Annotated in this window: 9 protein-coding genes, 1 tRNA gene and 1 pseudogene; 7 read left to right on the forward strand and 4 right to left on the reverse strand. The window is 63.3% G+C overall.

Features of this window, described 5'->3' with window-relative positions; translation table 11 throughout:
* Window positions 1-90: 90 nt before the first annotated feature.
* From EN807_RS00960 to EN807_RS00975, 4 genes are read left to right on the forward strand one after another with little or no spacing between them, the layout of a single operon-like run.
* A complete protein-coding gene (locus EN807_RS00960; RefSeq protein ID WP_065005922.1) occupies window positions 91-1,185 on the forward strand; it encodes a microcin C ABC transporter permease YejB in 1,095 nt (364 codons plus the stop codon).
* A complete protein-coding gene (locus tag EN807_RS00965) occupies window positions 1,185-2,324 on the forward strand; it encodes an ABC transporter permease (protein ID WP_135933531.1) in 1,140 nt (379 codons plus the stop codon). Before EN807_RS00960 ends, EN807_RS00965 begins: the two co-directional genes overlap by 1 nt.
* Window positions 2,321-3,952, forward strand: coding sequence for an ABC transporter ATP-binding protein (locus EN807_RS00970; RefSeq protein ID WP_135933532.1), 1,632 nt, complete (start codon window positions 2,321-2,323; stop codon window positions 3,950-3,952). Before EN807_RS00965 ends, EN807_RS00970 begins: the two co-directional genes overlap by 4 nt.
* Window positions 3,953-3,982: 30 nt before the next feature.
* Window positions 3,983-4,924, forward strand: a complete 942-nt coding sequence (locus tag EN807_RS00975; RefSeq protein ID WP_135933533.1) for a glyoxylate/hydroxypyruvate reductase A — start codon at window positions 3,983-3,985, stop codon at window positions 4,922-4,924.
* Between the two features lie 226 nt (window positions 4,925-5,150).
* Here the strand turns inward: EN807_RS00975 and EN807_RS00980 are convergent.
* Together EN807_RS00980 and EN807_RS00985 are read right to left on the reverse strand one after the other, a co-directional pair.
* Window positions 5,151-5,421 (reverse strand): annotated as a pseudogene (locus EN807_RS00980) (GIY-YIG nuclease family protein).
* 260 nt (window positions 5,422-5,681) lie between these two features.
* Complete coding sequence (locus EN807_RS00985; RefSeq protein ID WP_135933534.1) at window positions 5,682-6,041, reverse strand: hypothetical protein; 360 nt, start codon at window positions 6,039-6,041, stop codon at window positions 5,682-5,684.
* 216 nt (window positions 6,042-6,257) lie between these two features.
* Between EN807_RS00985 and EN807_RS00990 the strand changes: the two genes are divergently transcribed.
* Both EN807_RS00990 and EN807_RS00995 read left to right on the forward strand, forming a co-directional pair.
* Entirely contained in the window at window positions 6,258-7,268 is a 1,011-nt protein-coding gene (locus tag EN807_RS00990) for a ligase-associated DNA damage response exonuclease (RefSeq protein WP_135933535.1), read from the forward strand.
* A gap of 102 nt (window positions 7,269-7,370) precedes the next feature.
* Window positions 7,371-8,972 (forward strand): cisplatin damage response ATP-dependent DNA ligase, encoded by a 1,602-nt coding sequence (locus tag EN807_RS00995; protein WP_135933536.1) that lies wholly within the window; start codon window positions 7,371-7,373, stop codon window positions 8,970-8,972.
* An 83-nt stretch (window positions 8,973-9,055) separates the two neighbouring features.
* On the opposite strand, the gene EN807_RS01000 is transcribed toward EN807_RS00995, so the two are convergent.
* Window positions 9,056-10,252 carry a hypothetical protein gene (locus EN807_RS01000; protein WP_135933537.1) on the reverse strand — a complete coding sequence of 399 codons (1,197 nt, stop codon included), beginning with the start codon at window positions 10,250-10,252 and terminating at the stop codon, window positions 9,056-9,058.
* A gap of 340 nt (window positions 10,253-10,592) precedes the next feature.
* On the opposite strand from EN807_RS01000, the gene EN807_RS01005 reads away from it, so the two are divergent.
* Window positions 10,593-10,668 (forward strand) — tRNA-Thr (locus EN807_RS01005).
* 120 nt (window positions 10,669-10,788) lie between these two features.
* Here EN807_RS01005 and EN807_RS01010 read toward each other — a convergent pair.
* A complete protein-coding gene (locus EN807_RS01010) occupies window positions 10,789-11,916 on the reverse strand; it encodes a PQQ-dependent sugar dehydrogenase (protein ID WP_135933538.1) in 1,128 nt (375 codons plus the stop codon).
* Window positions 11,917-12,008: the final 92 nt, after the last annotated feature.

Below are 12,008 nucleotides of genomic sequence, written 5' to 3' on the forward strand. Positions count from 1 at the left end.
CCCGTATAGCGACGGGGAGAGGGGCGCTGAGGCGATTGCCTTGGCGGCATCTCCAGACACAATGGTCTCCCTCAAGGAAGACAACATCTGATGGGCGCCTATATCCTGCGCCGCATCCTGCTGATGATCCCGACCCTGTTCGGCATCATGGCGGTGTCCTTCGCCGTCATCCAGTTCGCGCCGGGCGGGCCGGTCGAGCAGGTCATCGCCAGGCTGACCAACCAGGGCGGCAGCGATCGCCTTGGCGGTGGCGGTGGCGACGCCGGCGCCAGCAATTTCGACGTGGCCGGCGACGTCGGTTCGAAATATCGCGGCGCGCAAGGGCTTGACCCCGAATTCATCGCCAAGCTGGAAAAGCAGTTCGGCTTCGACAAGCCACCGCTCGAGCGCTTCGGCATGATGCTGTGGAACTATATCCGGTTCGATTTCGGCGACAGCTATTTCCGTGACATCTCGGTGATCGATCTGATCCTGGAGAAGATGCCGGTATCGATCTCGATCGGGCTGTGGATCACGCTGCTGTCCTACCTGATCTCGATCCCGCTCGGCATCCGCAAGGCAGTCAAGGACGGCTCGGCATTCGACGTATGGACCAGCGGCGTCGTCATTGTCGGCTACGCCATTCCGGGCTTCCTGTTCGGCATCCTGCTGATGGTGCTGTTTGCCGGCGGATCCTTCTACGACTGGTTTCCGCTGCGCGGCATCACCTCCGACAATTGGGACCAGCTGTCCTGGCCGGCGCGGATCGTCGACTATCTCTGGCACATGACCTTGCCGCTGACGGCGCTGGTGCTGTCGGCCTTCGCCACCACGACGCTGCTGACCAAGAATTCGTTCCTCGAGGAAATCCGCAAGCAATATGTGGTGACCGCGCGCGCCAAGGGCCTATCGGAACGGCAGGTTCTCTACGGACACGTCTTCCGCAACGCCATGCTGATCGTCGTTGCCGGCTTTCCCGGCGCCTTCATCTCGGCCTTCTTCACCGGCTCGCTGCTGATCGAGAACATCTTTTCACTCGACGGCCTCGGCCTGCTCGGTTTCAGGTCGGTGGTCGAGCGCGACTACCCGGTGGTATTCGCCAATCTCTACATCTTCTCGCTGCTTGGCCTGATCGTCGGGCTCCTGTCCGACCTGATCTATACCTGGGTCGACCCGCGCATCGACTTCGAGCGGAGAGACGTCTGATGGCCGGGGCCGCAGCCGAAACGGCGCCGGACCGGATTGCCCGGCCCTGGCTGTCGCCGCTCAACCAGCGGCGCCTGCAGAATTTTAGGGCCAACCGGCGCGGCTATTGGTCGTTGTGGATCTTTCTCGTGCTTTTCGTGCTGTCGCTGTTTTCCGAATGGATCGCCAACGACAAGCCGGTCCTCGTTTCCTACAAGGGCGAGATCCTGTTTCCGGTCCTGGTCGCTTATCCCGAGGAGAAGTTCGGCGGCTTTTATGCGGTCACCGACTATCGTGACCCGGTCATCCAGGACGAGATCAATGCCCATGGCTGGATGATCTGGCCGCCGGTCCGCTACTCCTACCGAACCGTCAACAACGCGATCCCCGAGGCGGCGCCCACCAAGCCGTCCTGGCTCTATGACGTCAAGACACGCTGCAACCAGTATCCGCAAGGTGCCGCCGACCCCAATTGCGTTGTCGGCAACTGGAACTGGCTGGGCACCGACGACCAGGCCCGCGACGTGCTGGCGCGCGTCATCTACGGATTCAGGGTCTCGGTGCTGTTCGGCCTGATCCTCACCGCCGGTTCGGCGCTGATCGGCGTGACGGCCGGGGCATTGCAGGGCTATTTCGGCGGCTGGACCGACCTTCTGTTCCAGCGCTTCATAGAGATCTGGTCGGCGATCCCGGTGCTTTATCTCTTGCTGATCGTCGCCGCCATCCTGCCGCCCGGCTTCTTCATCCTGCTTGGACTGATGCTGCTGTTCTCCTGGGTGGCGCTGGTCGGCGTGGTGCGGGCCGAGTTCCTGCGCGCCCGCAACTTCGAATATGTCAACGCCGCCCGCGCGCTCGGCGTACCCAACGGCACCATCATGTTCCGGCATCTGTTGCCAAACGCCATGGTGGCGACGCTGACCTTCCTGCCCTTTCTGCTCAGCGGCTCGATCTCGACGCTGACCTCACTCGACTACCTTGGCTTCGGCCTGCCGCCCGGCTCGGCGTCGCTGGGCGAGCTGCTGAAGCAGGCGCAGCGCAACCTCAACGCGCCATGGCTGGGCATTTCCGGCTTCGTCGTCATCTCGCTGATGCTGTCGCTGCTGGTCTTCGTCGGCGAAGCGACCCGCGACGCCTTCGATCCGCGCAAGACGTTCAGATGAGCGAAGCCCCTCTCCTCTCCGTGCGCGATCTCAGCGTCGCCTTCGCGCAGGAAGGCCGCCAGTCGATGGCCGTCGACCACATCTCCTTCGACATCGCTAAGGGCGAGACGGTGGCGTTGGTCGGCGAATCCGGCTCCGGCAAGTCGGTCTCGGCGCTGTCGGTGCTGAAGCTGCTGCCTTATCCGGCTGCCAGCCATCCATCGGGAAAGATCCTGTTCCAGGGCGCCGACCTGCTGGCCACCGACGAGAAGGCATTGCGCCGCGTGCGCGGCAACAAGATCACCATGATCTTCCAGGAGCCGATGACCTCGCTCAATCCACTGCACACGATCGAGCAGCAGATCATCGAGGTGCTGGCGCTGCACCAGGGCCTGGGCGACAGCCCAGCCAAGGCGCGCACCCTGGAGCTGCTCAACGAGGTCGGTATCCGCGAGCCGGAGAAGCGGCTCGACGCCTATCCGCACCAGCTTTCCGGCGGCCAGCGCCAGCGCGTGATGATCGCCATGGCACTGGCCAACGAACCGGAACTGCTGATCGCCGACGAACCGACGACAGCACTCGACGTCACCGTGCAAGCGCAGATCCTCGAACTGCTTGCGGAGCTGAAGAGCCGCAAGGGCATGTCGATGATGTTCATCACCCACGATCTCGGCATCGTCAGAAAGATCGCCGACCGGGTCTGTGTGATGACCAAGGGCAAGATCGTCGAGACCGGACCGACGAAAGATATCTTCGCCAACCCGCAGCACACCTATACGCGGCATCTGCTGGCCGCCGAACCGAAGGGCAAACCGCCCGCCGCCAACGCTGCCGCCAAGCCTGTCATGACCGGCCAGGACATAAAAGTCTGGTTTCCGATCAAGAAGGGCTTTTTCCGGCGCACCGTCGACAATGTGAAGGCGGTAGACGGCATCGACGTCACCGTGCGCGCCGGCCAGACGCTCGGCGTCGTCGGCGAATCCGGCTCTGGCAAGACGACGCTCGGCCTGGCGCTGGCCAGAATGATCTCGTCGACCGGGACCATTCGGTTCAACGGGCGCGATATCAACGAGCTGTCATTCAACGCCATGCGGCCGCTGCGGCGCGAGCTGCAGATCGTCTTCCAGGATCCGTTCGGGTCGTTGAGCCCGCGCATGTCGGTCTCCGAGATCATCGAGGAAGGGCTGAAGATCCACGAGCCGAAGCTGTCGCACGATGAGCGCGACAAGCGCATCGTCGATGTGCTCGGGGAAGTCGGGCTCGATCCCGCCACGCGCAATCGCTATCCGCACGAGTTTTCCGGCGGCCAGCGCCAGCGCATCGCCATCGCCCGCGCCATGGTGCTCAACCCGCGCTTCGTCATGCTGGACGAGCCGACTTCGGCGCTCGACATGAGCGTGCAGGCGCAGGTGGTCGATCTTCTGCGCAGCCTGCAGGCGAAGCACGACCTCGCCTATCTGTTCATCAGCCACGACCTGAAGGTCATCCGCGCGCTTGCCAACGACGTCATCGTCATGCGCAATGGCAGGATCGTCGAAGCCGGCCCATCCGAACAGATTTTCGAACGGCCGCAGACCGACTATACCAAGGCGCTGATCTCGGCCGCATTCAGGATCGAAACGGCGCCGGTCGGTATCGTCAGCGAATAGCCTGTACCGCATAAGGAAATAGAATCCGCAATGGAAAAAGGCCGTATCCTGCTTGCCCTCACCGGTATCCATCCAGGCCGTTGGCGCGAACTCTTGTCGGCGGAACGCGAGGTGGTGCTCGAGCCGGACGGCGCCAGCGATCCCTCGATCACCTATGCGGTGGTGTGGAAGCAGCGGCCCAACCTTCTGTCGTCGCTGCCCAATCTGCGCGCTGTCTTCTCGATCGGCGCCGGCGTCGACCACATCTTCGCCGATCCCACCTTGCCCGACGTGCCGATCGTCAAGGTCGTGGCCGACAACCTGACCCAGTACATGACCGAATATGTCGTGTGGCGGGTGCTCGATCACCATCGCCAGGGCATGCTCTACCGGTCGCAGCAGCAAAAGAAGATCTGGCACGAGCCACCGCAGCGACCGGCCGGCGACATCTCCGTCGGCATCATGGGGCTCGGCACGCTTGGCCGCGCGGCGGCTTCGGTGCTTTTGTCGCTCGGCTTTGCGGTCAATGGCTGGTCGCGCAGCGAGCGGCCGATGAGCGGCGTTTCGACCTATGCGGGCGAGGCCGGATTGATCCCCTTCCTCAACGCCACCGACATTCTGGTGGTGCTGTTGCCGCTTACGCCACAGACGCAAGGCATCATCAACTACGGCGTGCTGAAGGAACTGAGGAAACGCAACGGCCTCGGCGGTTCGGTGCTGATCAATGCCGGGCGCGGCAAGTTGCAGAAGGACGCCGACATTCTGCGTGCGCTGGAGGACGGCACACTCAAGGAAGCGAGCCTCGACGTGTTCGAGGTCGAGCCGCTGCCGAAGACCAGCCGGCTGTGGAACCACCCGAAAGTGTTCGTGACGCCGCACGCGGCGGCGACCTCCGACCCAGTGCATCTGGTTCCGATCATGCTGCGCCAGATGGCCGCCTTCGACCGCGGCGGGCAGCTCGAGAACGTGGTGGATCGCGACGCGCGGTATTAGCTCTGGTTCCACTGCACAGAGGATTTGACCTTTGACTGAGCCTAAAAGAGACTGCGGATAATCGCTGCCGACTTGCCTGCAGCCGCCGATCCAACGCTGGCGATTAGCAAGAGGCTACCACGCCTTCGTCATCCTAGGGCGGAGCAAGGAGCGAAGCGACGCGGCGCAGACCCTGGGATCCATTCCGTTACCTAAGCCGAAGAATGCAGCGGACCAGAACCGAACGCTACCACCTCGTTCCGCGAAAAAGCTCAACCATTCTGGGATTGGTCGTCTCGATCAGCTCGATCTTCCATTGGCGCGGCCAGCGCTTCAGCGACTTCTCGCGCTGGATGGCGTCACCAATGTCGAAATGTTCTTCGTACCAGACCAGACGCTGCACGCCGCGAGCCTTGGCCGGATTTGTGCTCCGGCAGGCGGCGGCCGAGGTCGTTGGTGACACCGATGTAGATCGTGCCGCGCTTCTGGCTCGCGGTCATATAGGTATAGCCGGTCATGGTGGAAGGGTAGCTGGCACCGTTGCGGATGCACGTGTTGTTCTGAGCGGTTGCATTCTTCGGCTGAGGTAACGGCATGGATCCCAGGGTCTGCGCCGCGTCGCTTCGCTCCTTGCTCCGCCCTAGGATGACGAAGTGGAGGGATGGTTCGGCCAATCTCGAAGGTTTGCGATTTGCCACTGAGATTTGCCGCTGAACGGGACTGTGGACGTTCGCTGCCGATCGGCCTCCAACCTGGCAAAATCCACTGCACAGAGGTATTAACCCGGCAGGCCAAGCTTGGTCTGCTTGGCCGGCTTGCCACATTCGCGGCGGGCGATCGAACGGTTCATGGCATCGATCCGGCCGCTTGCCTGTTCGACCTCTCGCTGGGCCTTGGAACGGGCGTCCGGCGTGAACGGGCCGAGGCCCACCCCGGGATCGGAGAAGGACGGCTTGGCATCTTGTGGAAGGCGGTATTGCTGTGCCAGCCGGTTGCGTTGCGCCAGCAATTGATTGCAGGGCACGCTGTCATATTGCAGCGAGGACTGGACATTCGCGTCCTGTCGCTCGGCAATCGAGGTGCCGACGCAACCGGCTATTGCCAGGCAAGATGCCAAGACCACCAAGTTCCAGCGCATGCAACGTCCTCCGTGTCGGTGTCCTGCCCTTTCGGGCATGCGAATCGGACTTTTTTCGCAGCCGCCGCCACGTGTGGCGCAGGTGAACGAAAATGGTCGCCGACGAGGCCTGATGCGGTTTCATGATGGAGGTCCCGCCGGCAGTTGCCTGTAAGCCGAGTCAGCAGTCACTTGCAACAGGCTTCCCGCGCCGGAATTAGCAACTATCTTGGAGCCATGCGCGCCAGTGACCTGCTTCATCCCCGGCCCGAGGGTCTCTATTGCCCACCCGGCGATTTCTTCATCGACCCGGTGCGGCCGGTCAACCGGGCGCTGATCACGCACGGCCATTCCGACCATGCCCGTTCCGGCCACCGCTCGGTGCTGGCCACACAACAGACGCTTGACATTATGGGGCTGCGCTACGGCGAGGGCTTTGCCGGGACCACGCAAGCGGCCGCACTTGGCGAGGCGATTGCGCTGAACGGCGTCACCGTAACCTTCCATCCGGCCGGCCATGTGCTGGGCTCGGCGCAGATCGAGGTCGTGCATCAGGGCTCATGCATCGTCGCTTCGGGCGACTACAAGCGCCATAGGGACGCGACTTGCGAGCCGTTCGAACCGGTCAAGTGCGACGTGTTCATCACCGAGGCGACGTTCGGCCTGCCGGTGTTCCGTCACCCGCCCGATACCGAAGAGATCGCCCGCCTGCTTAAATCGACGGCGCAGTTTCCCGAACGCGCGCATCTGGTCGGCGCCTATGCGCTTGGCAAGGCGCAGCGCGTCATGCGGTTGCTGCGGGACGCCGGCTACGACAAGCCAATCTACATCCACGGCGCGCTGGCCAAGCTCAGCGACTACTATCAAAGCCAGGGCATCGACCTCGGGACGCTGCAGCCGGCGACCGTCGAAAGCGGTGGTAAGGACGACTTCACCGGGGCCATCGTCGTTGGCCCGCCCTCCGCCTTCGCCGACCGCTGGGCGCGACGCTTTCCCGATCCGATCTCGTGCTTTGCGTCCGGCTGGATGCGCATCCGCCAGCGCGCCAAGCAGGGCGGCGTCGAACTGCCGCTGATCATTTCCGACCACGCCGACTGGGACGAGCTGACCGCCACGATCAGGGAGACCGGCGCCGGAGAAATCTGGGTGACGCATGGCCGCGAGGAGGCCCTGGTGCGCTGGTGCGAACTCGAAGGCATCGCCGCCAGGCCGCTGCATCTCGTCGGCTACGAGGACGAGGGCGATTGAGCTGATGGAAGATAGTTCGGAAATCGCTCATGCGGCGCTCCACGCCAGGCCAGAGGGTGGTGGCGTGGAGCGCAAACCCGTCTTATCGGCGCGGTTCTCCTCATGAACCGCTTCGCCGAACTCCTCGATCGCCTCGTCCTGACTCCGTCGCGCAACGGCAAGCTGACGCTGCTGAGCGATTATTTCCGCAGCGTCGAGGATCCAGATCGCGGCCTGGCGCTGGCTGCCATCACCGGCGACCTGACCATCGCGGCGGTCAAGCCGGCTATGCTTCGCATGCTGGTCATGGAGCGCATGGATCCGGTGCTGTTCGGCTATTCCTACGATTATGTCGGCGACCTAGCCGAGACCGTGTCGCTGGTCTGGCCGCAATCGCCCGCAGATATCGCCAACCATGAGCCGACGCTCGCCGAGGTCGTCGCAAAGCTGCAGGCGGCGAGCCGTTCCGACGGGCCGAAGGTGCTGGCCAGACTGCTCGACAGCGCCAGCATCTCGGCGCGTTTCGCCATCATCAAGCTGGTCACCGGCGGCCTGCGCATCGGCGTCTCGGCGCGATTGGCCAAGCAGGCGCTGGCCGATCTCGGCAAGGTCGACATCGCCGAAATCGAAGAACTCTGGCATGGGCTGACGCCGCCCTATGCCGAGTTGTTCGCCTGGCTGGAAGGCAAGGCAGAAAAACCCAGAAAGACGGCAATGGCGCTGTTCCGGCCGGTGATGCTGTCGAACCCGATCGGTGACGGCGATCTCGAAAAGCTCGACCCGGCCGATTACGCCGCCGAATGGAAATGGGACGGCATCCGCGTCCAGGCCGTATCGGAAGGCGGCATTCGCCGGCTCTATTCGCGCACCGGCGACAACGTCTCCGGGGCCTTTCCGGACCTCGCAGAGGCGATGGATTTTTCCGCCACCCTCGACGGCGAGCTTCTGGTCGGCGACCCCCTGCAGGCGACCGGTACGTTCTCGGACCTGCAGCAGCGGCTGAACCGTAAGAGCGTGACACCGAAGATCCAGCAGCAATACCCAGCCTTCATGCGCTGCTACGACGTGCTTCAGATCGGCGACGAGGACTTGCGCGCGCGCTCTTTCCGCGAGCGGCGCCGCCGCCTCGAAGCCTTCGTGCAGACGCTCGATCCGAGCCGCTTCGATCTTTCGCCGCTGGTCGAATTCACCGACTGGCAGGCGTTGGAGGAATTGCGCCGCAAGCCGCTGCATCCGGTCATCGAAGGCGTAATGCTGAAGCGCTGGGATTCGCCCTATCTCACCGGCCGGCCCAAAGGTCCATGGTTCAAATGGAAGCGCGATCCGCACACGGTCGACGCCGTGCTGATGTATGCCCAGCGCGGCCACGGCAAGCGTTCGAGTTTCTATTCCGATTACACGTTCGGCGTCTGGTCCGGCCCGGAAGGATCGGAGGAACTGGTGCCGGTTGGGAAAGCCTATTTCGGCTTCACCGACGAGGAACTGAGGCAGATCGACAAGTACGTCCGCGACAACACGATCGAGCGTTTCGGCCCGGTCCGCTCGGTGCGGGCCGACCGCAGACAAGGCCTCGTGCTGGAGGTGGCGTTCGAAGGGCTCAACCGCTCGACACGGCACAAATCCGGCGTCGCCATGCGCTTTCCCCGCATTTCACGGCTGCGCTGGGACAAGCCGGCGGCCGAAGCCGACCGCATCGAGACGCTGCAGGCGCTGCTTGACAGTTAGATTTTTGTTTTGAGCATCGGATTTTCCCAAAACCGGTTTCCACCCCGGGTCAAGCCCGCGGGCATGCTTTTGGGTCCGATGATCTACGGAACAATCGAGACGCGAATCTCGTAGATGTCGACCGACTTGCCCTGCTTGTCGAAGTCGGAATTGATGGCGATGGTGCCGGCAGCGCCCGGAGGCTTGTCGGGAAACCGGACGTCGAAGAGATATTCGTTGCGCTCGTGGCCGACCGCGTAGCGCTTGCGGCCGCAGTCGCCGAGTTCGCCGAAATTGCAGTCGACGGAGATCTGCGTCTCCTTGCCCTCCTCGGAGCGGGCGATGATGTCGAACGTGGCGTGCTTGCCGGCGAGTTTTTCCAGCACGCCTTGCCCGACGTCGAAGCTGATCGCCGAACCGGAGGCGCCCGACCGGATGCGCAGGAAGGAACCGCTGTCGTCCTGCATGACTTCGGCCTTGGCATCCGAAGGCGCACTGACAAGCGTCGGGTCGCTCGGCGAAAACACATTGACCCAGTCGCGCTCCACATCGCCTGAGCCCAGCGGCGAGGCCGTGTCGCCTGGTGGCGTGAAATCATCGTCTTCCACCGTCGGTGCCGTTTGCGGCGGGGCCGTGTCGAGTTCGGCCGCTGACTTGAAGACGCCGGTCTGCGCAGCGAAATAGAGGCCGATACCGACAGCTGCGAGCAGCGTCACGCCGAGGAAGATCGCGGTGAGAGGCAGGCGGGGGCCTCTCACCCGCCTGTCGTCGCGGTCTGGCATCACCTCTGCGTCGCCGTCTCCGGTTGATGGAGGGGACGACATGTCGATCTCCGGCACACCGGGAAAAACCGCGTCGGGCATGATATCGGGAACGACCGGTAAGACGCGCGAGCGCGGCGCGTCCGATGCAGGAAGCTTCGCCGGAGCGTCGACAACGACGTCAGGCGGCGGAGCGGGTTCAGCATCGGCGCCGGCATCCGTTTCGGCTTCGGCCTCGGCTTCGGCTTCGGCATCGGCTTCGCTGTCAGCCGGCTGCTTCACCGCCGGTGCTGCAGCGTCACCATCGGTCGGCCGGCCGATGCCGGGAACCGCCGGCAGGAACTCGGATTCGATTTCGGTGATCTTGGCCTGCACCGCCTTGCGGCGCTTGATGGCGACTTCCACCGTCACGCCCGGGTTGGCCTGCAGGGCACGGTCAAGTGCGGCGAAGGCTGATCGGTAGACCCGCTCGCGAAACGCGCGGTCTTCGGCATTGCCTTTCTCGAAGGCATTTCGGATCGCTTTTTCGATCGCGTCCAAACCGGACCCCTCTGCACGTACGGTCACATTGTCATGATCGTTAGCCGTAGGCGATCAATCAATCAACGGGCCAGCGGCCGCATTCTGCCTTGGCGAGGCATCCAAAGTCCATTTCGGCGGTTTTCGGTAAAGGAATCAACATTTTTCGCCGATTTCCCGATGCAGCGGCGACGCGACGTCCCGCAACCCGCCGGTACGGCATCGCGCCACTGTATGGCGGACCGGCGCGGCGGTGGCTTGTAGGTGCGGCATGAGCTCACACGAAATGCCAAGTCCCATCTTGAATTTATGGTTGGTTGCGTCTATCACCCAGCGCATCTTGGAGGCCTCGGCTTCCCGGGCCGCTTTAGCTCAGTTGGTAGAGCACATCATTCGTAATGATGGGGTCAGGTGTTCGAGTCACCTAAGCGGCACCAATTATCATTTCTCATGGCTTTGCGGGTTTTCGAGGGTAGAGCGAAAAAACGGCCTGCAACAAATTCAGCGGCAGATTTTTACCGCTTCTTTCCATCGGAAGTCTGTCGCGCCGCATGGGATCACTGCGACGCTGCCGGCGCCAGTCGCAATATCCTTCCCGCCGGCTCGTCGGTCAACGCCATTACCGCGCCGTCGGGAGCCTGCACCACGTCTCGGATACGCCTGCCGAGAGCGAGGACTTCCTCGCCGGCGACCTGCTTTCCATCGATCCTGACACGAACGATGCCTTCCGCCGACAGTCCGCCGATCAGGAGGTCGCCTCGCCAATCGGCAAACATGTCGCCGGTGTAGAAGGTCATGCCGGAAGGCGAGATGACGGGCGTCCAGCTATGGATGGAGCCGGCAAACTCCGGCCGAGTCGACGGATCGGGGATGCGTTCGCCCGAATAGTGCCGGCCCCAGCTGACCACGGGCCAGCCGTAATTCCTGCCTGCTTGCGGAATGTTCAGCTCATCGCCGCCGCGCGGTCCCATTTCCGCCGTCCAGAGCACGCGGGTTTCGGGATGGATCGCTGCGCTTTGCACATTGCGATGCCCGTACGACCATATTTCGTCGGCGCCGTCCTTGCCGACGAAAGGATTGTCGTCAGGCACAGAACCATCGGGATTGATGCGGACGACCGTGCCGAGATGATTGTTCGCGTCCTGCGCCTGTTGCGCCTTGCCGCGATCGCCGAGCGTGACGAAGAGCTTGCCGTCCGGCGTGAATACCAGGCGAGAGCCGTAGTGGTGCCGACTGGACACGGCTGGTTCCTGCCGGAAGATCACTTCGAAGTTCGTAAGCGCGCTGCCGTTCTCCTCCAGACGTCCACGGCCGACGGATGTGGCGGCGCCGCCGCCGCGTTCCTCCGAGTAGGAGAGATAAACCGTCCGGTTGTTGGCAAAGTCCGGATCGAGCGCCACATCCAGCAGACCGCCTTGTCCGCTGGCGAGGACGTCCGGCACACCGTCGATCGGATCGGAAACGGCCCCCTCGGTCGAGACGAGCCGCAGGCGCCCCGGACGCTCGGTGACCAGCATTGCGCCGTCGGGCAGGTAGGTCGCGCCCCAGGGATGTTCGAGCCCTTCGGCAAAGGTATCGACCGCGATGCGGCCGGTCTCGCTCTCGATGCTGCTGTCCTGCGCGAGCGTGGTCGAGGGCGTACCGAAGGCAAGAAGAAAAGACGAAGCAATGAATATCCGCAGCATGATATCTCCATCCGAACGGGGGCATAGGGGAGGAGCCGCCGGCTCCCCGATATAATGACCGACTGCCGATGCAGTTCCAAGCTGGCGCGCGC

Source organism: Mesorhizobium sp. M5C.F.Ca.ET.164.01.1.1 (assembly GCF_004792125.1).
GTDB classification, from domain to species: Bacteria; Pseudomonadota; Alphaproteobacteria; order Rhizobiales; family Rhizobiaceae; genus Mesorhizobium; species Mesorhizobium wenxiniae.

Bases quoted from the DNA above. Each gene is read 5' to 3' on its own strand.
- EN807_RS00970 (WP_135933532.1), top strand. From the start codon at position 2,321: ATGAGCGAAGCCCCTCTCCTCTCCGTGCGCGATCTCAGCGTCGCCTTC.
- EN807_RS00960 (WP_065005922.1), top strand. From the start codon at position 91: ATGGGCGCCTATATCCTGCGCCGCATCCTGCTGATGATCCCGACCCTG.
- EN807_RS00990 (WP_135933535.1), top strand. From the start codon at position 6,258: ATGCGCGCCAGTGACCTGCTTCATCCCCGGCCCGAGGGTCTCTATTGC.
- EN807_RS01010 (WP_135933538.1), bottom strand. From the start codon at position 11,916: ATGCTGCGGATATTCATTGCTTCGTCTTTTCTTCTTGCCTTCGGTACG.
- EN807_RS00965 (WP_135933531.1), top strand. From the start codon at position 1,185: ATGGCCGGGGCCGCAGCCGAAACGGCGCCGGACCGGATTGCCCGGCCC.
- EN807_RS00995 (WP_135933536.1), top strand. From the start codon at position 7,371: ATGAACCGCTTCGCCGAACTCCTCGATCGCCTCGTCCTGACTCCGTCG.
- EN807_RS00985 (WP_135933534.1), bottom strand. From the start codon at position 6,041: ATGCGCTGGAACTTGGTGGTCTTGGCATCTTGCCTGGCAATAGCCGGT.
- EN807_RS00975 (WP_135933533.1), top strand. From the start codon at position 3,983: ATGGAAAAAGGCCGTATCCTGCTTGCCCTCACCGGTATCCATCCAGGC.